22 protein-coding genes and 5 pseudogenes are annotated in these 23770 nt (G+C 63.9%); 16 read left to right on the top strand and 11 right to left on the bottom strand.

Annotated elements, in window-relative coordinates:
- The first annotated feature begins 368 nt into the window (after positions 1–368).
- The 6 genes from KHO22_RS07105 to KHO22_RS07080 all read left to right on the top strand — a co-directional run bounded on the left by KHO22_RS07105 (position 369) and on the right by KHO22_RS07080 (position 7316).
- Positions 369–1526, top strand: a complete 1158-nt coding sequence (locus KHO22_RS07105) for a porin (RefSeq protein WP_211946398.1) — start codon at positions 369–371, stop codon at positions 1524–1526.
- A 336-nt stretch (positions 1527–1862) separates the two neighbouring features.
- Positions 1863–2843, top strand: coding sequence for a quinone oxidoreductase family protein (locus tag KHO22_RS07100; RefSeq protein WP_211946397.1), 981 nt, complete (start codon positions 1863–1865; stop codon positions 2841–2843).
- Between the two features lie 63 nt (positions 2844–2906).
- Positions 2907–3968, top strand: coding sequence for a beta-keto acid cleavage family enzyme (locus tag KHO22_RS07095; RefSeq protein WP_211946396.1), 1062 nt, complete (start codon positions 2907–2909; stop codon positions 3966–3968).
- 126 nt (positions 3969–4094) lie between these two features.
- Positions 4095–5093: a Bug family tripartite tricarboxylate transporter substrate binding protein gene (locus KHO22_RS07090; RefSeq protein WP_211946395.1), complete on the top strand. Its 999-nt coding sequence runs from the start codon at positions 4095–4097 to the stop codon at positions 5091–5093.
- A gap of 522 nt (positions 5094–5615) precedes the next feature.
- Positions 5616–6575 carry a Bug family tripartite tricarboxylate transporter substrate binding protein gene (locus KHO22_RS07085; RefSeq protein ID WP_211946567.1) on the top strand — a complete coding sequence of 320 codons (960 nt, stop codon included), beginning with the start codon at positions 5616–5618 and terminating at the stop codon, positions 6573–6575.
- 93 nt (positions 6576–6668) lie between these two features.
- The gene (locus KHO22_RS07080) at positions 6669–7316 is read left to right on the top strand and encodes a DsbA family oxidoreductase (RefSeq protein WP_211946394.1); all 648 of its coding nucleotides are present in this window, start codon (positions 6669–6671) and stop codon (positions 7314–7316) included.
- 225 nt (positions 7317–7541) lie between these two features.
- On the opposite strand, the gene KHO22_RS07075 is transcribed toward KHO22_RS07080, so the two are convergent.
- Complete coding sequence (locus KHO22_RS07075) at positions 7542–7772, bottom strand: MDR/zinc-dependent alcohol dehydrogenase-like family protein (protein WP_230426765.1); 231 nt, start codon at positions 7770–7772, stop codon at positions 7542–7544.
- Positions 7773–8002: 230 nt separating this feature from the next.
- Positions 8003–8848, bottom strand: a complete 846-nt coding sequence (locus tag KHO22_RS07070; RefSeq protein WP_211946393.1) for a TauD/TfdA dioxygenase family protein — start codon at positions 8846–8848, stop codon at positions 8003–8005.
- Between the two features lie 309 nt (positions 8849–9157).
- On the opposite strand from KHO22_RS07070, the gene KHO22_RS07065 reads away from it, so the two are divergent.
- Positions 9158–10201: an AraC family transcriptional regulator gene (locus KHO22_RS07065; RefSeq protein ID WP_211946566.1), complete on the top strand. Its 1044-nt coding sequence runs from the start codon at positions 9158–9160 to the stop codon at positions 10199–10201.
- Between the two features lie 83 nt (positions 10202–10284).
- Here KHO22_RS07065 and KHO22_RS32440 read toward each other — a convergent pair.
- Positions 10285–10482 (bottom strand): annotated as a pseudogene (locus tag KHO22_RS32440) (tripartite tricarboxylate transporter permease); the annotation flags it as partial.
- A gap of 169 nt (positions 10483–10651) precedes the next feature.
- Between KHO22_RS32440 and madL the strand changes: the two are divergent.
- From madL to KHO22_RS32435, 3 genes are all read left to right on the top strand, one after another.
- Positions 10652–11044, top strand: a complete 393-nt coding sequence (gene madL, locus KHO22_RS07060; RefSeq protein WP_211946392.1) for a malonate transporter subunit MadL — start codon at positions 10652–10654, stop codon at positions 11042–11044.
- A 14-nt stretch (positions 11045–11058) separates the two neighbouring features.
- Complete coding sequence (gene madM / locus KHO22_RS07055; protein ID WP_211946391.1) at positions 11059–11841, top strand: malonate transporter subunit MadM; 783 nt, start codon at positions 11059–11061, stop codon at positions 11839–11841.
- A 124-nt stretch (positions 11842–11965) separates the two neighbouring features.
- Positions 11966–12409, top strand: a complete 444-nt coding sequence (locus tag KHO22_RS32435; protein ID WP_338031325.1) for a TniB family NTP-binding protein — start codon at positions 11966–11968, stop codon at positions 12407–12409.
- On the opposite strand, the gene KHO22_RS07045 is transcribed toward KHO22_RS32435, so the two are convergent.
- Entirely contained in the window at positions 12303–12734 is a 432-nt protein-coding gene (locus KHO22_RS07045) for a PRC-barrel domain-containing protein (RefSeq protein WP_211946390.1), read from the bottom strand. The genes KHO22_RS32435 and KHO22_RS07045 overlap by 107 nt on opposite strands.
- A gap of 350 nt (positions 12735–13084) precedes the next feature.
- Here KHO22_RS07045 and KHO22_RS07040 point away from each other — a divergent pair.
- From KHO22_RS07040 to KHO22_RS07030, 3 genes and pseudogenes are all read left to right on the top strand, one after another.
- Positions 13085–13330, top strand: a pseudogene (locus KHO22_RS07040) (Hsp20/alpha crystallin family protein); the annotation flags it as partial.
- Positions 13331–13354: 24 nt separating this feature from the next.
- Positions 13355–13561 carry a CBS domain-containing protein gene (locus KHO22_RS07035; RefSeq protein WP_211946389.1) on the top strand — a complete coding sequence of 69 codons (207 nt, stop codon included), beginning with the start codon at positions 13355–13357 and terminating at the stop codon, positions 13559–13561.
- A 60-nt stretch (positions 13562–13621) separates the two neighbouring features.
- Positions 13622–13843 (top strand): annotated as a pseudogene (locus KHO22_RS07030) (ATP-binding cassette domain-containing protein); the annotation flags it as partial.
- 47 nt (positions 13844–13890) lie between these two features.
- Here KHO22_RS07030 and KHO22_RS07025 read toward each other — a convergent pair.
- Positions 13891–14244, bottom strand: a pseudogene (locus tag KHO22_RS07025) (glycosyltransferase family 2 protein); the annotation flags it as partial.
- 17 nt (positions 14245–14261) lie between these two features.
- On the opposite strand from KHO22_RS07025, the pseudogene KHO22_RS07020 reads away from it, so the two are divergent.
- Both KHO22_RS07020 and KHO22_RS07015 read left to right on the top strand, forming a co-directional pair.
- Positions 14262–14693 (top strand): annotated as a pseudogene (locus KHO22_RS07020) (amidohydrolase family protein); the annotation flags it as partial.
- Between the two features lie 263 nt (positions 14694–14956).
- Positions 14957–15283, top strand: a complete 327-nt coding sequence (locus KHO22_RS07015; protein WP_211946388.1) for a nuclear transport factor 2 family protein — start codon at positions 14957–14959, stop codon at positions 15281–15283.
- Between the two features lie 403 nt (positions 15284–15686).
- On the opposite strand, the gene KHO22_RS07010 is transcribed toward KHO22_RS07015, so the two are convergent.
- Positions 15687–17837 (bottom strand): phosphocholine-specific phospholipase C, encoded by a 2151-nt coding sequence (locus KHO22_RS07010; protein ID WP_211946387.1) that lies wholly within the window; start codon positions 17835–17837, stop codon positions 15687–15689.
- A 46-nt stretch (positions 17838–17883) separates the two neighbouring features.
- A complete protein-coding gene (locus tag KHO22_RS07005; RefSeq protein WP_211946386.1) occupies positions 17884–18063 on the bottom strand; it encodes a hypothetical protein in 180 nt (59 codons plus the stop codon).
- A 132-nt stretch (positions 18064–18195) separates the two neighbouring features.
- Between KHO22_RS07005 and KHO22_RS07000 the strand changes: the two genes are divergently transcribed.
- Positions 18196–19047 carry an HAD-IIA family hydrolase gene (locus tag KHO22_RS07000; protein WP_230426764.1) on the top strand — a complete coding sequence of 284 codons (852 nt, stop codon included), beginning with the start codon at positions 18196–18198 and terminating at the stop codon, positions 19045–19047.
- Here the strand turns inward: KHO22_RS07000 and KHO22_RS06995 are convergent.
- The 4 genes from KHO22_RS06995 to KHO22_RS06980 all read right to left on the bottom strand — a co-directional run bounded on the left by KHO22_RS06995 (position 19034) and on the right by KHO22_RS06980 (position 23752).
- Positions 19034–19867 (bottom strand): MurR/RpiR family transcriptional regulator, encoded by an 834-nt coding sequence (locus KHO22_RS06995; RefSeq protein WP_211946563.1) that lies wholly within the window; start codon positions 19865–19867, stop codon positions 19034–19036. The genes KHO22_RS07000 and KHO22_RS06995 overlap by 14 nt on opposite strands.
- Before the next feature lie 170 nt (positions 19868–20037).
- A complete protein-coding gene (locus tag KHO22_RS06990) occupies positions 20038–21174 on the bottom strand; it encodes a DSD1 family PLP-dependent enzyme (RefSeq protein WP_211946385.1) in 1137 nt (378 codons plus the stop codon).
- A 23-nt stretch (positions 21175–21197) separates the two neighbouring features.
- The gene (locus tag KHO22_RS06985; RefSeq protein ID WP_211946384.1) at positions 21198–22754 is read right to left on the bottom strand and encodes a M81 family metallopeptidase; all 1557 of its coding nucleotides are present in this window, start codon (positions 22752–22754) and stop codon (positions 21198–21200) included.
- A gap of 14 nt (positions 22755–22768) precedes the next feature.
- Entirely contained in the window at positions 22769–23752 is a 984-nt protein-coding gene (locus tag KHO22_RS06980) for a Bug family tripartite tricarboxylate transporter substrate binding protein (RefSeq protein WP_211946383.1), read from the bottom strand.
- Positions 23753–23770: the final 18 nt, after the last annotated feature.

The following is a 23770-nucleotide window of genomic DNA, read 5'->3' as shown; positions in this document are numbered from 1 at the left end:
CCTGGCGGGCACGAGGCCCGCACTTCCTCCCAAGTAAAGCATTGCCCTGATGAAGGGTTCTCCGCACATGGCGGAGCCGCTTGCGCTCGTCCATCTGCGGCGCACGGCTTCGAAGTCTTCAGTCCGCTACTGCCTGTTCTTCAAGCCTCCTGCCGTCTGATGAACCGGCTGATCGCTCGACATGTCGCTTTTTTCTGACGGTATTTGGCCTGCCCGGCATCGGTCTTTACCTGCTCAGGACACCGACTTTCCAAATCGCGACATCCGGGGCGCTGCCGCGTCAGGCGACGGCAGTGTTCCGTAGGATTGCCCCGTCGTAGCGAGATGGCTGGACTAATTAGACAGATAAGGGTAGAGGAGAGAACGCAATGAAGAAGACGATTATTGGCCTCGCGGCCGCCTGCGCCTGCGGAGCGGTGCAGGCGCAATCCAGCGTGACCTTGTATGGCGTGGTCGACGTCAACGTCGAGTATGTCAATCACGTCGGCGCGGTGCCGTCGGCGAGCAATAACTTCAATCCCGGCCAGGGCGGCAAGGTGATTCGCGAGGACGCCGGTGGATACTCGGGCTCGCGCTGGGGCCTGCGCGGCACGGAAGATCTCGGTGGCGGCTTGAAGTCGATTTTCGTTCTGGAGAGCGGCTTCAATTCCGATACCGGCACCATGCAACAGGGCGGGCGCCTGTTCGGTCGCCAGGCCTTCGTTGGCCTGACTGCGCAATACGGCCAGCTCACCTTTGGCCGGCAATATCATTCCATGTTCTCCACGCTGGCCAACTTTATCCCGGCGCGATACGCGACGCAGTATGAGCCCGTTGGCGTGATCGCAGGTGGCAACTTCCGCGAGGACAACACCGCGAAGTACACGGGCACGTTCGGCGGCCTGACCGTCATGGCGAACTGGTCGTTCGGCGTAGGGACGACCCTCCCGCAAGTCACCCCGGCCGTTCCGGGTGCGGGCAGCAACGGCGAGGTGCCGGGGGCGTTCCGCCGCGATTCGGCATATGGTGCCGGCGTGAGCTACCTTGCCGGGCCTTTCGGGGTGGGTGTCGCCTATGACCAGTGGAATCCGACGATCGGGACTGGCAACGGTGCTTTCAAGAAGGCTGCGGTCATGGGCAGCTTTGCCTTCAATGACACGGCGAAGGTGATGGGCGGCTACCGCTGGGGGCAGAACAAGAACCAGAACGGAACGCTGATCCTGCGCGACGATTTCTACTGGATCGGCGGTCAATACCGCTTCTCCTCCGCACTCGACTTTACGCTCGAGTACGACTATCAGAATGTAAAGAATATTGGGGGCAATACCGGCATGGCCAATCCGTGGCAGATCGCCCTGATTGCCGACTATGCGTTCTCGAAGCGTACCGACATTTACCTGACCACGGCCTATTCAAGGAACGGCGGTCTGGCCATGGAATCGGCCGCGAGCAACTTTGCCACCAGTCTTACGCTGAACAGCTACGCCCTGCCGAATGGCAAGACGTCGATGTTCGGTGCTGCTGTGGGTATCCGCCACATTTTCTGAGCCCGACGGGAGCCGGAAGCAGGGCTCCCGCAGAACACACGAGCGCCAGCGCGCCCTGCCGGAGTCCCGGGCAGGGCGCGCTGGCGCTCGTGCTTTGTCGTTTGCGAGCGGAGCGAGGCGTGCCATCGACTCCCGGCTTGATGCCGCGGGCGAGCCGGTGCACCGGCGCCGGCGTGTCACATATGGAAAAGCCCACGACGTGAACGGCAAAGCGGAAAGTTGCGCCAGGCCAGAAGATTCGCTTGTCCTGTGGCGAGCTCAAGCGGCAAGCCCCAGGTTAGCGATCACATAAGCGGTCACATAAGCGGTCAAATCAGATAGAGAACAGGAGACGACATGGCGAAGGTCGTGAAGTTTTACGAAACAGGCGGTCCCGATGTCCTTCGTTTTGAGGACGTCAGTGTCGGCGAACCGGGGCCGGGGGAAGTTCGCCTCCGTCACGTGGCCGTCGGCCTGAATTTTGCCGACACTTACTTCCGCAGCGGTACTTACCAGGTGCCGTTGCCTAGCGGCCTTGGCAATGAGGCCTCCGGCGTGATCGAGGCCGTCGGTGCCGGCGTCACCCATCTGGCGGTCGGCGACCGTGTGACCTATACGGGCTTTACCAACACGCTGGGCGCCTACAGCACGGAGCGGCTGATCTCCGCCGCACCGCTGATCAAGCTGCCGGAGGCAATCAGTTGCGAAGTCGCGGCGGCCATGACCATGCGGGGCCTGTCAGCGGCCTACCTGATGCGCCGCATCTACCCCTTCAAGGCGGGCGACTCCATCCTGCTGCATGCCGCCGCAGGCGGTGCCGGCCTGATCATTTCGCAATGGGCCAAGCTGCAGGGACTGACCGTGATCGGAACGGTTTCCACCGACGCCAAGGCCGAAGTCGCGCGCGCCCATGGCTGTGATCACACGATCAACTACAGCCATGAGGACGTGGCCAAGCGCGTGCGGGAACTGACCGATGGCGTGGGCGTGAACGTGGTCTTCGACAGCGTGGGCAAGGACACCTTCATGTCCTCGCTGGACTCGCTCAAGCGCCGCGGCCTGCTGGTGTGCGTGGGGTTTGCCTCCGGTCCGGTCACCGGGTTCGATCCGGCTATCCTGGCCCGCAAAGGCTCGGCATTCCTGACGCGTCCGGGCCTGGCCGACTATATCGCCGATCCTGCCGAAAAGGCGGAACTGGTCGATGAGCTGTTCGGCCACGTGGCGGCAGGCCGCATCCGCATCGGGATCAACCAGCGCTATGCCCTGGAGGATGCCGCGCAGGCACATCGCGACCTCGAGTCCCGCAAGACCACCGGCTCGTCCATCTTCCTGGTTTGACAGGCCTTTCCTGTCAGATTCGACATTCCCGGCATTCGCAAATCAATTTGGATACCCATCAACATGAACTTCCTCGACGGCCACCTGTATCCCGAAAATCAGCAGCCTCTGATCATCACCGCCGCTCCCTATGCGCCGGGCTGGATTCCTTCGGACTTCCCGGAAGACATCCCTGTCACCATGGCGGATCAGATCCAGAAGGCAGTGGATTGCTACGAAGCCGGTGCGAGAGTGCTGCATCTGCACGTGCGCGAAGAGGACGGCAAGGGCAGCAAGCGCCTGTCCAAGTTCAATGAACTGATCGCCGGGGTGCGCGAGGCCTGCCCGGAAATGGTCATCCAGGTGGGCGGCTCGATCAGCTTCGCGCCTGAAGAGGGGCAGGGCGCCAAATGGCTCAGCGATGACACGCGGCATATGCTGGCCGAACTCGACCCGAAGCCCGACCAGGTGACGGTGACCGTCAACACGTCGCAGATGAATGTGACGGAGCATGCCGGTGTGGATGACTTCAGGGGCGTTTCGCGGGGATTCCCGCACCTCTACGAGACCTACAAGGACATGGTCGTGCCCTCGAATCCCAGCTGGTACGAGGAGCACGTTCGACGCCTGACCGCCGCGGGCATCCAGAGCGAGTTCCAGTGCTACAACATCAACAGCTTTGAAACCATCGAGCGCATGATTCGCCGCGGCGTCTACAAGGGCCCGCTGGTGATGAACTGGGTGGCGATCAGCGGCGGGATGGACCAGGCGAACATCTTCAACCTGGCCAACATTCTGCGCGCCGTGCCGGACGGTGCCGTGGTGACGGTGGAGAGTTCGGTGCTCAATGTGCTGCCCATCAATATGATCGGCATGGCGCTGGGCCTGCATGTGCGGTGCGGCATCGAGGACGTACTCTGGAACCAGACCCGCACGGGCAAGATGAGCACCGTCGAGCAGATCAAGCAACTGGTGCGTATCGCCGGCGAATTTGGCCGCCCCATCGCCACGGCGCAGCAGACCCGCGAGATCCTGCAGCTTGGCGTCTTCTACGACACGGTGGAAGAGACGCTGCAGAAGAATGGCTTCGCCCCCAATCGCAACGGTGGCCACCAGGGCTTCCTGAAGAAGTTCGAGTGCCAGTAAAGGGTTTTTGGGGGAACTGACAGCCTGTGCTGCATGCGTCGACCAGCTTTTTCCGGAGACGCACTCGGGCTGACGCTGCAGTTCCCCTCATCGACCGTCAAGAAAACTAGTACATGGAGGTAGACAATGGCATTGCGAATTAAAAAACTGGTTGCGGCCACGCTGGGCTCGGCGGCGCTTCTGGCGTTGTGGGCATCCGGCCCGGTGCAGGCGGAGGAAGCAGCCTGGCCCGCGCGCCCGATTCAGATGATCGTTGCGTCGTCGGCAGGATCAGGAACGGATGCCCTGGCACGCGTGATGGCGCAACGCCTGACGGTAGCCTTGAAGCAACCAGTCGTGATCGAAAACCGGCCAGGCGGCAGTGGAGTCATCGGCACCAACGCTGTCGTCAAGGCGCCGGCCGACGGATACACGATTCTCTACACCACGGCATCGAACCAGGTTGTCGCCCCGGCCGTTCTGAAGACCATCCCGTACGATCCGAAGAAGAGCCTTGTACCGATCGCCGAGACGGCCGAGGGTGGCGTGGTGTTGCTGGTGAGCAATGACCTGCCGGTCCGCAACCTGCCGGAGCTGATCCAGCTGGTGAAGGCGAATCCGGACAAGTACAGCTACGCTAGCTGGTCCACGGGATCTTCAGGGCAGCTGATGATGGAATGGCTCAAGAAGCAGACCGACATGAAGACCGATCACGTCGCGTATCGGACTTCGAATCAGCTGCTGACTGACCTTGCCTCTGGTGTCGTGAAAATTGGCTGGACGGATCCGGCCGCGCCCGTCCCCTTCCTGCGATCCGGAAAGGTCCGCGCCATTGCCGTTGCTGGCAATGTACGCGCACCGCAGTTGCCCGATGTCAAGACCATGGGTGAACAGGGCTACAAGTTCGATGCAGTGGGCTGGTTCGGCATGTTCGCGCCGGCGGGAACCAACCCGGCGATCGTGAAGAGACTGGCCGATGAAGTCAATAAGGTCCAGGCGTCCCCTGAGCTCGCAACCATGATGAAAAACATGAACTTCGGGCCGCCGCCCTTGAAGACCACGGCACAGTTCGCCGAAACGGTCAGCCGCGATCTGCAGCTGTGGGGGAAGATCGCAGCCGATGCAAAGATCCGTCTCGACGAGTGAACGGTGCGGCGCGTGGGAGCGTCGTCAACTTGCTGGTCGCGGATAACGCCGCAACAGATGAGGCTCCCCCGGAATCCGTGGCGGTTGGAAGCGGAGGGTCCGGCTCTCGAGGTGCGCCTTTGCCCACGCCCGCGTCATGCCCTGGTCGCCCGTGAAGGCGCTGCCTGTCGGCAGCGGTGCCGTTTGCGACCCGGCTCTCCCCGGGGCTGCAGCCTCTGCTGCGGCATGGCAGACCCCCTCTGTCAGCTGCAGCGCGCAGCGCACCATAGTCCTGCGTCGTGGATGGCTGTCGTCAAATGCTAAATGCAAGGCGCACAAGGCAAAGCCGGAAGTATCGCCAGGCAGGATGATTCGGTGACAGAGGTCCTTATCGACAATGGTCACGTCGAACCCAGGGCAAGCGCTCAGGAACAGAAGAGTAGTAGGACAGGGGCCTCTCGCACGTCCGCTGCGCTTGCCGGCGGCCGGCCTGAGAGAATGGAGATCGCATTGAACTGCTTCACCCAGATAGTGCGCCAGGGCATGGCGCTCACGCTTGCCTTTGGCGCGCTGATTCCGGCCATGGATGCGGCACGGGCCGCAGAATGGCCCACCAAACCTGTGCGCATCCTCGTAGGCGCGCCTCCGGGCGGCACCGCGGATATCGTGGCACGCCTGATTGCCCATGAGCTGGAAACTCCGCTCGGCCAGACTGTTATCGTCGATTACAAGCCTGGCGCGGGCGGCTCCATCGCCGTCCAGAGCATGCTGTCTTCGCTGCGCGATGGCTACACGTTCCTCCTGATCCAGAAGGGGATCGTCTCGGAAGTGCCTCACGTCGTCAAGGCGCCATACGACCCGTTCAAGGATATCGTCCCGATTGCCCAACTCACGCGGTCCAGCCTCATTCTGGTCGGGAATCCCGGCCTGCCCGCGAAGAATCTTGGGGAGCTGGTCACGTACGCCAAGGCGAAGCCGGGCAAGCTCGACTACGCGAACTTCGGTGTCGGCACGCGTGGCCAGACCATGGGCGTGCAGTTCAACCGGCTTGCCGGGCTCGATGTCGGCAATGTGAACTACAAGGGTTCGCCGCCCGCACTCCAGGATGTCATGGGCGGACAGGTGCCTCTCATGTTCGACGGCCCCGCGACTTCGATGCCGTTCATCAAGGCCGGGAAGCTGAGGGCCTATGCCGTGGCTTCGCCGAAGCGGATGGCGGCACTGCCCAACGTCCCCACCTTTACCGAGCTAGGATATCCCGACCTCCAGGACGTGAGCTGGATGGGGATCTGGTCAGCGTCTGGCGTACCGCCAGCCGTGATCGCCAAGATGCGCGACGCTACGCTCAAGGTCACGCAATCGCCCGCGCTCCGCCCGAAGCTCGAACAGATGGGAATGGAACCCGGCTCGCTGGCTACTACCGAAGAGCTCTCGAAGGATGCGCGCGAGTCCTACGAGCGCCAGGGCAAGCTGTTGCGCTCCATCAACTTCACTCCGGACTGACGGCGGCGGGGTTGTGGAAGGTGCGCCTGCGCGTCTTCAGACAGCCCTTGCCGGCCCATCAGTCTGCGCCATCAACGATTGCAGGGAACGTCAATGACTCAAGCACTCAGGATCGATTTTGTCTCCGATATTGCCTGCCCGTGGTGCGCCATCGGCTTGTGGTCGCTCAAGCATGCGCTGAAGCAACTCGGGGACGAAGTGGACGCCGAGATCGTCGTGCATCCGTTCGAGTTGAATCCCGACATGCCGCCGGAAGGGCAGACCGTCCTCGACTACGCCAGCAGGAAGAACGGCAGTACTGCCGCGCAAGTCGCCGAGAGGCAGGCGCTGATACGCGAACGCGGTGCCAGCGCGGGCTTCGCCTTCGCCCCCCGGACCCGCATCTACAACACCTTCGATGGTCATCGGCTGCTGCACTGGGCTGGCGCGCAGGGCAAGAAGCTGCCGCTCAAGGAGGCGCTGCTGAAGGCCTATCACGGCAGCGGCAAGGACCCGAGCAATCACGATGTGCTGCTGGAAGCGGCCCAGTCGGTGGGGCTCGATGCTACGCAAGCGCGACGCGTGCTGGAGAGCGGCGAGTATGCGGACGAGGTGCGCGGCGAAGTGGCGAAGTTCCAGTCGATGGGTATCAACTCGGTCCCGTCGATCATTTTCGACAACCGCTATCTTGTCTCGGGTGGACAGCCGGCCGAGGCCTTCGTGCAGATCATCCGCGAGGTGCTGGCGAAGCGCAAAGGCTGACGGCGGGGCTGACGGCGGCACAGGCCGCCGCCGCTCACAACCGTTGGCTGATTTCCGGATGTCGTGGGATTCATACTCCTGGTTTGGTTGAATAACTCGCCAGCGCAGTCTTGTCCGTCGGCGAGTAGGCCCATGGTGGGCCCTGCACGCGCGTGCACTGGCCGATAGTTCTGGTTCGTTGTCAGCAAGGCATTTCAGGTGCCTGCCCGGGACCGGCCGCATGACCTAGTCCGTATCGCACCGAACCACGACGGTGCCGAGCCTGGTGCCCGCCTCGACGGCCAGATAGGCCTGCGCTGTGTCTCGCAAGTCGAAGATGCTGTCGACAGCGTGAATGGCACCCGGGACGTCTTTCATCCAGCGCGACAATCCCTTCTGGACTATCCAGTGCACCTCGCAGGGCAACCCTGGCAGGTAGAGTCCCTGCAGGCGGAGATTCTTGCGAATCAGCGCCACCAGGGGAAGCGCCTGGTGGGCACCGCTGGCATACGAGACCCACCGCGCATGATTAGAGGCGACCTGCAGACAAAGCCCTGCGTTGTCGACTGCATTGACATCGACGGCAGCTCGCCGAATTCCAGCACCTGCGCCGCCGGCCCTTGCTTTTCATACCGGATCGCCCCCATGATGCCCTTGTCCAATTGCGCATGGAGAGCAGCACGTGATCCTGCCGGCCCGTTTGCGAATCAGTAGGGGATATCGCCCACGATGCCGGCGCGCTCCAGCTTGCGCGGTGCCGGGAAGTAGTCGTTGACGGCGTAGTGCTGTGTGCTGCGGTTGTCCCAGACCGCCACGTCGCCCTCCTGCCATGCCCAGCGCACCTGGTACTCGGGAATGGTGGCGCGGCTGGTCAGGTATTGGAGCAGCAGAGGGCCGCCGGGCGACTTGTCGATCCCGTAGCGCACATTGTCCGGCGTGCTGTAGTTGGTGAAGTGCGTCGTGAACGAGGCGCCGACGAACAGGATCTTCTCCCCGGTCTCCGGATGGGTGCGTACCACCGGATGCTCCACGGGCGGATGATCGCTGGCCAGCTTGGCGCGGTTTTCCGGCGTCATGACCGCCCCGAAGCTGTGCTCGATGCTGGCCCTGGCGCGCAGGCCGTCGATCTTCTTTTTGATCTCCTCCGGCAGTTCCTCGTACGCCTTGACCATGTTGACCCAGATGGTGTCGCCGCCGAGTTCGGGACATTCGATACAGCGCAGCACCGCCCCCATGGCCGGGTTGGGGCGCCAGAGGCCGTCGCTGTGATAGCTGTTCTCGTAGCTGTGCGGGTTGTCGCTGCGGTAGACCTTCACAAGCCCGGGGTGCTCGGGAACACTGCCAGCTACAGGGTGGTCTTCCAGTTCTCCGAAGCAGCGCGCGAAGGCCACATGATCGGCGCGCGTGATCTCCTGCTTGCGAAAGAAGAGGACCCGATGCTTGAGCAGTGCCGCCCGGATCTCGGCGAAGAGCGCCGGATCGCGCGCCGCCGCGCCGAGGTTGACGCCAGAAATCTCGGCCCCGATGGCGGGGGTGATTTGCCTGATCTTCATATTCTGTCTCCTACAGTTCAGGTGAATGCAATGATGGTTGCATCACGTTCGACCGATTCTCGATAAGCACTCCAGGATCATCCCGCCTGGCGACACTTTCCGCTTTGCCTTGTACGCCTTGAGCTTGGCTTTTTGCGACAGCCATCTCGCTGACGCGGAAAGCACTGGATCACCACGGGGTGACGGATTCAGCGCAGATTGAGGCGCGCGTTGCCGCGCGTACTGGAGAGTGAGCGTCACGGGTTATCCTCGCTTGACAATGCGTGACAGGCATCTATCATGGGCTGTCAATTTTCTGCGTCGCTCCAGATGTCATTACTTGTCCGCGCTGCGGCCCTCACCAATTACAGCGAGGTTGCTCGTGCCGCCGGGCTGAATCCGGTGCGGATGCTGTTTGACGCGGGGATCAGTCCGAGCGTACTTCACGAGCCCGACCTGATGATTCCGGTCGAGCGCTTCGGACGCCTGCTCCATGCCTCCGCCACCATGTCGGGCAACGAGAGCTTCGGGTTGTGCATGGCCGAGTCTCGCCTGCTGTCCAATCTCGGCGCGGTAGGCATGCTGATCCGGGACCAGGCGACGCTGCGCGACTCGCTTGGCATGCTGATGCGCTACCAGCCGATGCTCAACGGCTCGCAGTCGCTGGCGGTCGAGGAGTGCGGCGAACTCGTCATCATCCGCGAGGCGCTGATCGCCGGCAATGCGCATCAGCCGACTCGCCAACGGGTGGAACTGGCGCTAGGGGTCATGGTGCGGTTGATACGCCAGCTCATCAAGCCCGACTGGCAGCCGCAACGCGTCTGCTTCGAGCACTCGGCGCCGCGCGACCTTAGTGCGCACCAACGTTTTTTTGGCCCCTACGTCCAGTTCGATTGTGACTTCAACGGCATCATCTGCGCGAAGGCCGATCTGGATGCCCGCAACCCGTGGGCCGATCCGGCCATGGCGCGCTACGCGCAGCGGCTGGTAGACGAATCTCCCGTGGCGCAGCAGGCGACCATGCTTGAGGACGTGCGGCGCACGATCCCTTTGCTGTTGCCTAGTGGGCGCTGCAGCGTCGAACAGGTGGCCGAACACCTGGGCGTGGTGTGCCGCACGGTCCAGCGCCGGCTGGCGGAACAGGGGCAGAGCTTCTCGTCGATCGTCAACGACATCCGCACGGAACTCGCGACGCGCCATGTCATGGAGAGCGACCGCCCGTTGACGGAAGTGGCGACCCTCCTGGGCTTTTCCGCACCAAGCGGATTCTCGCGCTGGTATCACACGCAATTCGGCTGCAGCCCGAAAGAGAGCCGGGCCGCAAGCGGCACCGTGCGCCGGCAGACGGAACCTTCCCCTGACAACAGGGCATAGCCCTGCCCGGATACATCCCGGGCTGCACTTGTTTCTGAGGCGCCCACCAATGCGAAGCCCCGGAAGACCATGGCCTTCCGGGGCCTCGCGTCTCCTTCCTCGACCATCGGCCCGAGCACGAAGCCGAGCAGGATCGGCGCCACCGAGAACTGCAGGTACATCAGCAACGCGCCAATCAGGCCAAAGGCCAGGACTTCCCGGATCTGGAACAGGCTGCTTTGCGTGCTGAACACGTCGACAGCGATCTAGAGCATGGCCGACGGGAACAGGTAGCGATACGGCTGTCTCCTTCAGTGCCCGCGCACGGGTTCAGCCCAACCAGGGAAAGTTACCCGTACCGTAACGATCGGGCGTCGCTGGTTGATTGATGCGCGGCAGCGCGATTCCTAGAGTTGTCTGCAAAGCCGGCCCCGCGCAATGCGGTGCCTAAAACGCCAACTGGAGACAACCATGATCATCTACGGAACCGCCTTGCTGGCCATCTGCCATCTGGCCGGCCTGTACCTCGGCGACCTGCTTGGCGCCGCCATCGGCGTCAAGTCCAATGTCGGCGGCGTGGGTATCGCCATGCTGCTGCTGATATCCCTGCGGCTCTACCTGCATGACCGGGGTCTGATGCCGAAGGAGACGGAAGCCGGTGTGGGCTTCTGGGGCGCGATGTATATCCCCGTGGTCGTGGCGATGGCGGCCCAGCAGAATGTGGTGGCAGCGCTGCGCGGCGGCCCGGTCGCCTTGCTGGCGGCCATCCTTGCGGCGGCGGCCTGCGCCTGCCTGATTGCGCTGCTCAGCCGCTCCGGCGACCACGAGCCCCTGCCACCGCTGGCCGAAGCGGTTTCGGAATAAGCCAGGAGATCGCCATGACTATTGCTGCTACGGCCACGATGTTCGACAACGTCCTGCTCCACAACGGCCTCGTGACGGCATTCGCCACCGTCGGTATCGTGATGTGGGGGGCCTCCCAGATATCGAAGCGGCTCACGAAGGGGCGCCTGCATGCTTCGGCCATCGCCATCATGATCGGCCTGGCGCTGGCGTATTACGGCGGCGTGGCGACTGGCAAGGAAAAAGGGCTGGCCGACTTCGCGCTGTTCTCGGGCGTCGGGCTGATGGGCGGTGCCATGCTGCGCGACTTTGCCATTGTCGCCACGGCCTTCGAGGTGCAGGTACGCGAGGCACGCAAGGCGGGCATGGTGGGTGCCGTGTCGCTGTTGCTGGGGACCGTGGTGCCGTTTGTCGTCGGCGCGCTGGTGGCGCGGGCGTTCGGCTACAGCGACGCCATCAGCATGACGACCATCGGCGCCGGCGCGGTGACCTATATCGTCGGCCCCGTGACTGGCGCGGCGCTGGGCGCCAGCTCCGACGTGATTGCCCTGTCGATTGCCACGGGCCTCATCAAGGCCATCATCGTGATGGTCGGCACGCCGTTCGCGGCCGGCTTCCTCGGCCTGAACAACCCGCGCGCGGCGATGGTGTTCGGCGGGCTGGCGGGCACGGTCAGCGGCGTGTCAGCCGGGCTGGCGGCCACGGATCGCCGGCTGGTGCCCTATGGCGCGCTGGTGGCCACGTTCCACACTGGCCTGGGTTGCCTGCTCGGGCCCTCGGTGCTGTACCTGGCCACCAAAGCGCTGGTGGGCGGCTGAGGGCAGGAGCGCGGCCGATAGACTGCGTCGTGGCCGAGTTTCACTGTGGGAGCAGCGCGGTGCGTTACGGCGCTCACGATCGCAAGGGAAAGGGCGGGCTGAGCCGGCGGTGGATTAGAAATTCCTGCGCCGCCATCCACCTGAGCATGACGAAGAGAAGGGCGTCGAGTGGCGAAGCATTGTTGCCATGCAGATGCCACCGACACCCGAGCAGTCGGGGTTCTATTCTTCATTACTCCTTGAACTGGGCGCTTCCTTTCAATACGGCGGCAAGGCTATCTGCGCTAGGGAACCTGAGTCGCGCTCTGCTCACGGGTGGCGGGCTTCATGCCGCCGGGCCTGGCGTGCGCGGTCGCGCGCGACGCATGTCGTGGCGATGCCGATTTTCAAGTCTCACCACCAGGACTTCACGCCGCGGATGCGGCGCCGGGCGGGGTCGCCCGGCGTTCCGGCGTCAGGGTTCACAGGTACGGTGTATTGCCAACCCAGTACGGCTCGCGCTCATAGTAGCGATGCACTTCGGTTCCCCATTGCGAATCCGCCATGCTGGGCCAGCTGTCCTTGTTGAAGCCCGGCGCGTTCTTGATGCGGTCGGCGGTAAGGCCCAGTCGGAAGCATTTCGAGTCCGTGTCCATGACCAGCGCGCTCCAAGGAATCGCATGCAGCGTATCGCCCATGCCGAGGAACCCGCCGGTAGTGAGGACCGCGTAGGCCACGCGGCCACGCGGGACGTCGATCATGATCTCCTTGATTTCGCCGACGTGCTTGTCGTCGGACGAATAGACCTTGGTGTCGTCCAGGCTGGAGGCCGCCATGACTTCCGGGCCGGGGCCTTCGCCGACGCCGCTGCCCACGATTGCAGCGCCCTGGTTCGAGGTGAGATTGGGATCCATAGCAGTCTCCGAACGGTTGCAGGTTCACTCGTAGAGCAACTCGCATGCCCACTTTCATCGCATCCCTGCCGGCGCTGCGATGCGGCGCGCGGGGATGCCCCATCTCGCCATGCGCGGAAGAAAGTACAAGAATCGGTAATGACGCCCGGAAGCGGCATCACAGGCTGAACGGACATGCGTCCGGCATATCGCCGGACGCATGGGCTGCTTATTCGTAGCTGTCGGCACGCGCCGGTGCGATCTCGTCCAAAATGAGACCATTCTGAAGCCAGGCCAGTATGCCGGATGGCCAACATTCAGCCGAGATTGATCGCGGCGCCGTCTAATGTAGATGATGAAGCCTCGGCGCGGACCGGATTGACGTGTCGATCGACAAGGGGCTGCTCACCATCAGCGGTGAGCGCTCCGCGGCTCTGCCGGAAGGCGATGCCGAAGCGCGCGCCTACGCGAAAGGGCGTTTCTCGGGGAGCTTCCGCCGTGGGATGCCTCAGTCGGCCGACCCTGACAAGGTACAGGCGCGCTATGCCAACGGCTGCCTGTCGGTCAGCGTCGGCAATCGCGAGACCTCGCGTCCGCGGGCCATTACTGTCAGCTAAGCGATCGTTCAAAGGAGCAAATCCATGAATGATTCCACCCAGGTCCAGCCGATCCCCAGTACGTTCACGCCCCACTGCACCCTCGAGGAGGCGGCCAGGCTCATGGATGACCTCAGTGTCGCCACGCTCCCGGCGTGCGCCGGCGGCCACCTGCGCGGCATGGTGTCGACCGCGATATCACGTGCCGGTGCATCGCCGCGGGCAAGGGACCCACAGACCAGGATCGCCTAGGCGAAGTCGGAGGGCCCGCTATGGTGCTGCGACAACGACACGTTCGACGACACGTTCGACGCGACACTGGCGCGGCTGCTGTTCCGGCTCTACCAGCCCGATTCGGGCCGCATCCTGATCGACGGACAGGACCTGCGCCTGGTCACGCAGCGCAGCCTGCGCGAGGTGGTCGGCATTGTTCCGCAGGACACCATCCTGTTCAATGACACCATCGCCTACAACATTGCCTATGGCAGGGAAGGCGCGAAGCCGGCACGCACGAGGGATTGCTCGCGCGCGGCGGCGTCTATGCGCAAATGTGGCGGCTGCAACAGCAGCAGCGCGAACTAGAGTTCCGGTGCGTAGACCAGCGCCCAGCCCAGCGCGGCCAGTCGCAGCGAGAGCAGGGTTTCTTCGCCGCCGATAAAGAGCCGCGAATCGTAGCCGCCGGCCTCCAGGTAGGCGGCGGTACGGAAGGCGGTGGCGCCCGTCATCACACCAAGGATCATGCGTCCGCGCAGGCCGGCGGAGGGCAGGGGGCTGTGCGACATCGCGGTACTGGTCGGATCCTCGCGCTCGGTCTCGCCAACCAGGATGCGGGCGGTCAGCGCGCCGGCCTGCCACCAGCAATCGTCGTCGCAGAAGGCCACGTACGGCGTGGGCGCACACTCGGCGCCCAGGTTGCGGCCCGCGGCGCCCAGGTTGGTGCCGCAAGGCAGGCGGGACTGTCTACTACATGATGGATGACCGGGATGTGCAGCGCATACTGTCCTTCGACCAGACGATGATCGGCTCGGACGGCTTGCCGCACGACGAATCTCCGCATTCGCGTCTTTGGGGAAGCTTCCCACGTGTGCTTGGCCACTACGGTCGGTCCCTGGGCCTGTTTTCGCTTGAGACCGCGATCCACAAGATGACCGGACTGACCGCCAGGAATTTCGGGCTCACCGACCGTGGTGTCGTGCGGGAAGGGGCCTTCGCAGACTTGACCGTCCTCGATCCCGAAACCGTTGGTGAGGGAGCGTCATTCGCCAGGCCGATTGCGCCGGCCATAGGCATTGATACGGTGCTCGTCAACGGCAGCGTCGTGTGGCGCGATGGCAAGTCCAGCGGCGCGCGGCCCGGCCAGGTGCTACGGCGGGAGCGAGCGTAGCGCCAGGCACGCCGGCGCACCACACGCCCTGACTGCGCGGACGTGAATGCCGAGGTTCCAAGGTGGTTGCGTTCGGCGCGCCAGGCGATGCCTCCCGCGATTGGGGCGGAAACGGATGGAATCAGTTCTTGCTTCCCGGCGTGCGTGGCAATTCGGATGACAGCATGGGCCTGTGATTGGCTGAGGGGGTGGCATCACTACTTGATGAACTGTACGTCTGTGGCGAGAATATCCAGCTATCAACCCACGATAAGGGGTCTGGCATGAGCATCCAACTGCCTGATTCAATTGCCACCTTCTTCGAGATGAGTAACGGTGGCGACACTTCATTGCTGAGATCGTGTTTGGACGAGCAAGCTGCCGTTCGCGATGAAGGCAAGGTGCACCGGGGCCATGAGGCCATCCAGGCATGGCTAATGGAGGCCCGGCGCAAGTATGCCTATACCGTTGAGCCCGAAGACGCCACGGAGGATGGCGCAACCGTGCATGTGCGAGCTAGGGTCGCCGGTAGCTTTCCAGGCAGTCCTATCCAACTCACATATACCTTCGTCTTGACCAACAACAAGATTGCTTCACTGGAGATTCACTAGTGACATCTTGGCGGCCAGCCTGGGTCGCGCGTTGGGCTTGAAGCGAAGGGGAGGGAACTTCGGCAGGGCGAAGCGTTGCCATATGCGACGATTGGTGTTTCGGGTCGTCCACTCTCTCATGGCCGGCCTTCTTCGTTCTTGCCAGGCACTGGCCAAAGCCCGGTACCGTCTCGCCTGGTTTTCAGCGTTTTCTGGACGCCCGCAAATCGGCATATCCTTTTCGCACGCTACGCGTAGCCCTCTGCGCACGCCAAAGCAATGCCCATTTCGATATAGGCCCGATGCGCCGCTGGACGTCCCTGCCAGGCCTTCCAACGCCTTCTTCGATGGCGGCGAATGCGAAGTGGCCTGCATCCGTGCAGGCCACCCGCTCAGTCGTTCAGGCGTCCGCCAGGGACAGTGGTCAGGCTCCTGGCATGCCCATGGCCGGATCGCTGACGCTGTCCTTGCCGGTTTCAAGACGCCCGGCGAAGCGCCGCAGGTAGCTCGCGTCGTCCGCGCGCACGACGCTGAAGTCGTACCAGCGCGCGCTCCTCTCCAGCGACCAGCGCTGTTCCACGACCTCGCCGCCCGGGGGGACGGTCAGCGTCCACGGGCCGTCGTTGCGGTACGCGTTGGCCGTTACCGTCACGGTGCACGCGGCGTTGCCGGCGTTGCGCATATGCAGGTACAACTGTCCGTTCTGCAGGTCGTAGCAGACCTGGCACTCCGGTTGCGCGCCGCTGCCGGCCACGGTTCCGGTGAAGTGCCGGACGAAGCCGTTGGGTCCGAGCACCCACAGGTCGTACTTGCCGTTGTCCGCGACGACATCCCATGCGTCCGACAAGGACTTGTCCGCTTCCACGGTGTAGCGCCGCGGAATGCGGTCCAGGTGCAGCTTGTCGTAGACGTGGAACACCGCGCCTTGCGCGCCGCTGTTGGCGAACAGCAGCGTCACGCTGCGGCCGCCACTGTCGACGCGCGCGCTGGTGTGCAGCTCGTAGGGCAGGGCGCGCGAGAAACGGGTTCCGCTTTCCTGGAACAGCGGCTGCGGCGTGGAGGGCGGCGTCGGCGCCGGCATGGATTTCTGCTGGGCTTCGATGGTTGCGTAGTCGCTGGTGTCCGGCAGCGCCGGGAACTTCGGGTCGTTAGGCGTGGCGAAGTCGAAAGCCGAGGTGAGGTCGCCAGAGACGGCGCGGTGCCATGGGCTGATGCCGGGAATGGTGATGCCGAAGCGCTGTTCGAGGAAGCGCCCCATCGAGGTATGGTCGAACGTCTGCGAATTCACCCAGCCGCCCTTGCTCCATGGCGATACCACGTACATCGGCACGCGCGGTCCCAGCCCCCACGGGCGCACGTTGCCGCTGATGGTGTCCTCGGGGTGCAGGTACTTGCGCGCCGGATCGGAGAAATACTCGCCATCCAGCGGCAGCGTGGACTTGCCTGCAAGCGTGCCGTCCAGGTTGTAGGAGGGCACGGCGGGCGCGGGCATGTGATCGAACAAGCCGTCGTTCTCGTCGAAGGTCTGGAAGAAGACTGTCTTGCTCCAGACCTCCGGGTTCGAGGTCAGCGCGTTGAGCACCTGTGCGGTGAAGTTGCCGCCGTGCTGCGGGCTCGAGGGCGCGCCGGGGTGCTCGGACTGCAACTGCGTCGGCAATACCCACACCACTTCGGGCAGCGTGTCGTTTTTCACGTCGCGCTGCAGGTCCTCGATGGTCCACAGGCTCATGCCCTGCTTGTACATCGGCGAGTCTGGCTGGGCCGAGCGGAAACTGTCGAACGCCAGGCCGCCGTGCATTGCGCCAGTCCAGTTGTCGTTCGGATTCTGGTAGATGCGCCAGCTGATCCCGGCCTTTTGCAGGACATCGGGAATCGTCGGCCAGCGGAAGGACGAGCCGGCATAGGTGTAGCCGGGCGTCGGCAGCGCGCCCTTGATCCAGCAGCGCAGGTTGTTCGGCTCGCTGTCCGTATCGGTGGAGTTGATGCCTTGCGCACGCAGGTCCGGATTGAAGTTGGAACCCGAGAAGAAGACGATGCGGTTGGGATCCGTGCCGGTGGTGATCGAGCAATGGTAGGCGTCGCAGATCGTGAAGGCTTCGGCCAGCGCGAACTGGAAAGGGATGTCGTCCCGCTTGTAGTAGCCCATCGAGTACGGCTTCTTGTACTTGGGCCACATGCCGAGCTTGCCCTGGTTCCAGGCCGCCTGCGCATCCGAGTAAGAGTGCGGCGTGCTGGGCATCAGCAGCGCGTTCATGGTCTGCTTGTCCAGGTGGAACGGCGGAATCTCCTTGGTGCCGTCCGACTGGTACCAGACGGGTTTGCCGCTTTCGAGCGGAATCGGGAAACGGTCGCCGAAGCCGCGTACCCCGCTCATGGTGCCGAAGTAGTGATTGAAGGCACGGTTTTCCTGCATCAGGATGACGATGTGCTTGACGTCCTTGATGGTGCCGGTTTCTACCGCGGCGGGCACGGCGAGCGCGCGGCGGATGCTGGGCGGCAGCACGGTGAGCGCGGCGGTGGCACCCATGGCCTGGGTGGCGGCGCGGAGGAAATTGCGTCTGTCGTTGGATTTCATGTGGCTGACCTGTGGGCGAAGGGCGACGGGAGAGGCAGGCGGGGTATCAGGGGGCGCAGTGCAGCGTGTCCGCCGGCTTTTTCGCATTTGCATTCGCTTGTACCGATGCCGGCTGCGCTTGCGTTGCCGTTGAGGCGGAGTCCTCGCCGCCGCCGCAGCCGGCGAGCGCTATGGTCATCACAACGCCGGCCATGGCAGCCAGACAGCTTGTGCGCAGAGTTTTCATGGTGGGTTCCGTGTCGCATGGTGGGGGTGGAGCAACACGAATCCTAGTCATGCCACATGACAATTAAATGAACAAAGCTCAATCAAATGTGATTGTAGAATGAGAAAAATTCAACGCGAGTGGGGTTCATGCATGGCGATTACCAGGCAATGTCTTTCCGACCAACGTGTGGCCGAAATGGTCGGCATTCCGGAGCGCGGGCTGCCACCCTGGCGCGCGGCGCCATGGCGTTACATCATCGACCTCGACGGCACGCTGATCCGCAACGGCGCGGCATTGCCGGGTGCGGCCGCACTGCTTGAGGCATTGCAGGGCCGTTACGCCATCGTGTCGAACAACTCGACCGACACGTCGGTGGGCCTGTCGCGCAAGCTGCGTCGCATGGGCCTGGCGGTGGCACCGGCGCAGCTGGTGCTCGCCGGCGAAATGACTGTGAACTGGCTGCGGCGCACCTCTCCCGATGCGCACGTGCTGTTGCTGGGCAGCCCCGCACTACGCCGCTATGCGCAGCGGATGGGCTGCCGGCTGGTGGAGCAAGACCCTGACGTGGTGCTGCTCGCGCGCGACCCGCACTTCGATTACCGCAAGCTTTCACTGGCGGTGAACGCGTTGCGCGCCGGCGCCCGGCTGGTCGTCTCCAATCCCGATCTCAGCCATCCCGGCGACAATGGTACGTGTGTACCGGAAACCGGTACGCTGCTGGCGGCGCTGACAGCCTGTGCCGAGGTGCGGCCTGAGTGCATCATCGGCAAGCCTGCTGCCGGGCTATTCAGGGAGGGACTGCGGCGCTTGCAGGCAGGTCCGGCGCAGGCGCTGATGATCGGCGACAATCCGGCGACCGATGCCGCGGGCGCCGTCTCGCTGGGAATGTCATTTCTGCTCCTTGGCACGGAGCCCGGTGCTGAGGCGCAGACCCCGGCGCAGCTGCTGAACACATGGTGTTCCGGCCGCCAGGCTCTGCCCTTCAGGATCAATACCGTTTGAGCGACAGTATCTCGAAGGTGTGGCGAATCGTTTTCACCGCGCGCTCGTAATCGGTCAGGGACAGGCAGGCGATCAACACATCGATGATCGCCAGTTGCGCCAGGCGGCTGGTCATGGCCTCCGTGCGGAACTGGGTTTCCCGAGCCATGGTCAGCAGCACCACATCGGAAAAGGCCTGGATCGGCGATTTGCCAAAGTTGGTAATGCAGATCGTGTGCGCGCCGGCTTCCTTGGCCAGCCGCGTCGCCGTCACGGTCTCGTGCGTGCTGCCGGAATGGGAAATGGTCAATACCGCGACCTCCGGTCCGGTCAGCGCCGCGCTGATCACCTGCACATGCGAGTCGACCACGGCTTTGGCGTTCAGGCCGATACGGAGCATGCGGTAATGCGCATCCTCCGCGATCGGAGCTGCGCTGCCGATGCCGTAGATCTCGATGCGCCTGGCCTTCTTCAGCATGCGGACCGCGCGCTCCAGCGCGCCGACATCGAGGGTCGACTGGGTCTCGTGCAGGGTCTGCACATTGCTCTGGAAAATCTTGCGTACCACGGTGGCCGCATTGTCGCCGGGCTCCAGGTCTTCGTGGATCAGCTGTACCGGCCGCACGATTTCCTGCGCGAGCGCGATCTTCAGCTGCTGAAATCCTGTCGCCCCGAGCGTCTTGCATACGCCGACCACGCTCCCTTCACTGGCGCCGGTGCGGTCGGCCACTTCGCTGACCGACATATGGACCACCTCCTCGGGATGGCTGGCGATGAAATCCACGATGCGCTGCCCGGTGGCACCCAGCGTGTCTCGAATGCTGGCGATACGCGTCACGATGGCGCTCAGCGCATTCTGCGGCGCGCTGGCCGGGGGATTCCTGGGGCCCTTCTTCTTGTCTGCTGGCATGGATCTTCTTCACTGGACGTCCGCTGCTGTGGACACGTGCTCGCCATTGTAGAAGAACGCCACACGCTTCCGGCAGACCCATGCGTAAGTACTGGCTCGCCTCACCAGCCATGGAAACGCTCCCAGGTCGTCAACTGGTTGTCACCGGAGAGCGCCCGGTATTCGGGGAACTGCGCGCCGGTGGCACAGGCATGGTTCGGAAGGATGCGCAGCCGCGTGCCGAGAGGGAAGCGCTCGACAATATCCAGGGCCGGCGCGGACTCGCATGACACGATCCCGTGCTCCTGGTTGGCCTGGCTCAGCACGTACCCGGGGAGCACCGTGCCGTCCTGGGTGCAGACCTGGCCATAGCCATAATCCCGATGCTGCTTCTGGGTGCCGCGATCGCGGCTCATCGCCATCCAGCCCGCGTCCACGATCGCCCAGCCCTTGTCGACCTGATGGCCGATCACCGTGGTCAGCACGCTCAGCGCGATATCGTCGGTGGTGCAGACGCCGACGTTATGCATCACCAGGTCGAAGAGCACATAGACGCCGGCGCGTACTTCGGTGACGCCATCGAGATGCGCGGCGGAAAGCGCCGTAGGGGTGGAGCCGATGCTGACCACGGGGCAGGGCAGGCCCGCGGCGCGCAGGCGCTCGGCGGCGCCCACGCACCCGGCGCGTTCCTGCTCGGCCAGCGCAGCCAGTGCCTCGGGCGTATCCAGTTCGTAGCTCGAGCCGGCGTGGGTCAGCACGCCCGCCAGTCGCATGCCGCCATCGTGCAACGCATGGCCGACGTCCAGCAGCGTGGCATCGTCGGGCCGGATCCCGGAGCGGTGGCCGTCCGTGTCGACTTCGATCAGCACATCGAACACCTCGCCGTTAGCGCGGCCGAACGCTGCAATCGCCTGCGCCGAAGCGACGCTGTCGGTCAGCACTTTCAGGTCGCAACCGCGCCGCCGCAACGCGAGCGCCTGCGGCAACCGATGCGCCGCCATGCCGACGGCATAGACGATGTCGGTGATGCCTTCCGCAAAGAAGTATTCGGCTTCCTTCAGCGTGGACACCGTGATGCCTTGCGCACCGGCATCAAGCTGGGCGCGCACGACCGGCGTGCATTTGGAAGTCTTGACGTGCGGGCGGAAGCGCACGCCCAACGCATTCATGCGCTGCTGCATCCGGTCGATGTTGCGCTGCATGCGCGCCAGGTCGATGACGGCCGCGGGGGTATCAAGGGAGTCGAGGGATGTGGACATGTCTGGCTGGATCGGCAATGGGTTCACTGGAGCGCGCTGAGCTTGCGCAACAGCCGGATGTGCGGCGTCCAGTCGGTCATGGCATCGAGCGGGACCATCGGGCGCGGCAGGCGTTTGAAGTCGAAGCGGGACAACACTGGCGATGTCAGCCCCGGGGCATCGACGCTGAAAATCTGCTCGGGCCTGAAGAACTGGTCGAACGCCGCGCGGAAATGGCCGCGCGATTTCACCACCACCGTGCGGGCGGCGGCGATATCGATGCCGAACATCTCGAAGAACGCGGGCTCGTGGCATTGATGGCGATTAGTGATCACCACCACCTTCACGGCTCCCACCTGCAGCAGTGCGGACGGGCCCAGGTTGAAGCTGCACCCGGCAAGCTGTCCCCGTCGCCCCACGCCCTGGCCAGCGTGCAATCGCAGTACCGTGGCGGGTGCGCTGAAGGCTTCGGAGTATGCGGTGCTCTCGCCGCGATTGAAATGGGCAACAAACTCAGCGCCCGCGCCGAGGGCATGGGCCTGCGCGCTGAGTTCAGGATCGGTGACCACACCGAGCACGGCATCCCGCACGCCTGCGTGCAACAACGCCTGCAGCAGGAAGGGGGTATTGCCGCGCCCGCCGCCGCCGGGGTTGTCCGCCACATCGGCAAGCAATACGGGCGGCAGTTCGTGATCCTCGCCAGCGGCCTTGGCCAGCGCGACCGCCTCGTCAACCGACGTCAACACGGGCGTGAACGCGGCGCGGCCAGTCCATGCAGGCATCACGAGATCGTGGGCGGTCTGCCTGGCGAGGTCGGCATCACCGCGGGTCGTGACGATGACCGTCATGCCGTTCTTCGGGGTGTCGCCGAAGGCGAAGCCGCCCACCACCGAAATATTGGCGATGCGCGGGTCGGCCAGGGCTTCCGCTTGCGCGATCATGTCGGCGTAGGGGCCGGTCCCGGGCGCGGTCAATAGCTGCGTGGGGGGCGCACAGACCGGCATGCGCACATGGGCGACGCAAAACCGTGCACCTTGCATCAACTCGGTCAGTATGTCAGCCGCGTCTGTGCCGCGTTCGGCCATGTCGGTATGTGGGTTGCGGCGATAGGAAATGAGCGTATCCACCGCGTCAACCATGCGATCCGACACATTCGCATGCAGGTCGACGGTGGCGACGATCGGCACCGACGGCCCCACGATGGAGCGCACCATTTCGAAGACCAGACCATCGGGATCGTCCTCTTCGGTGGTGATGGCGGCACCGTGCTCGCAGATATAGACCGCATCGAGCGGCAGCGCGGCGCGCAATCCCCGTTCAAAGATGGCGAGCGTCTCCATGAAGAAGGCGTGGTCGACCGCGCCGCCCGACTCTGCATTGGCGAACAGGATCGGGACGGGCTGCCACGGCCCGCCGGCATCCATGCGGCGGACAAAGGCGGGGATCTCCGGTGTCATGGCCGGTGCCGGGGCGCGGGCATCCGACAGCAGCGCGTTGCCGGCAAGATAAGCCCGCGATACGAAGTCGGCGCGCGTGGACACTGGGGCGAAACGGTTCGATTCAATGGCAAAGCCGAGAATCGCGATGCGTGGATTGGACATGGTCGGCGGAAAGCTCAGTTCTGCTTGGGGATGTTCGCGGCTGCGACCAGGTCGGCCCATTTCTTCTGTTCGCTGGTGATGAACTGGATGAAATCTGCGCGGGTGCCGGTGGCGGCGACGGCGTTGGCATTAGCCAGGTCCTGGCGCAGGCTGTCGGTCTTCAGCACTTTTTCCAACGCCGTGCTGAGCTTGTCGACAATCGGCTGCGGCGTGCCCTTGGGAAACACAAGCCCCCCCCACGAGACGTTCTCATAGCCCTTCAGGCCTGACTCATTGAGCGTCGGCACATTGGGATACAGCGTGACGCGCTCGCGGCTGGTGATCGCCAGTGCGCGCAGCTTCCCGCTCTTGACTAATGGCCATGCCACCGACGCATTCGTAATGGTGTAGTCGAGACGGCCACCGGCGAGATCGGTCAGGGACGCCGGGTCTCCGTTATAGGGAATGAACAACACGTCGATCCCGGCCATCTTCTTGAGCAGCTCGCCGCCCATGTGGCCGCTGCTGCCAGTGCCGGCCGCGGCATACGACAGCTTGCCAGGGGATTTCCTGGCCAGTGCAATCAGCTCGGTGACGTTCTTGACCGGGGAATCGGCGCGGACCACCAGCAGGTTATAGATCGAGAACATGCGGCCCACAGGCACGAAGTCCTGCCGCGCATCATAGGGAAGCTTGCTGAACAGCGCCGGATTGATGGCGAGGGTGTTGATGTTGCCATAGCCCAGCGTGTACCCATCCGGTGCCGCGCGCTTGACCTGCGCCATGCCGATGTTGCCGGCGGCCCCCGGGCGGTTGTCGACCACAAAGTTGGCGTGGGTTTCCCTGGCAAGGTGCGTCAGCACAACGCGGGTCAGCACGTCGGCCGAGCCGCCGGCAGCGGAGGCAACGATGACGGTAACCGGCTTTTGGGGCCACGGGTTGTCAGCCGCCCGAGCGGCGGAAGTGAAGCTACAGGCAGCGCTCAATGCGAGCGCTGTGAGGGCAGGGATGAGACGCATGAAACCAACTCCGGACAG

It is taken from the genome of Cupriavidus yeoncheonensis (assembly GCF_905397275.1).
Lineage (GTDB): Bacteria > Pseudomonadota > Gammaproteobacteria > Burkholderiales > Burkholderiaceae > Cupriavidus > Cupriavidus yeoncheonensis.
Note: the sequence above shows the minus strand (reverse complement) of the source record. Positions and strands in the feature narration are given on the sequence as shown.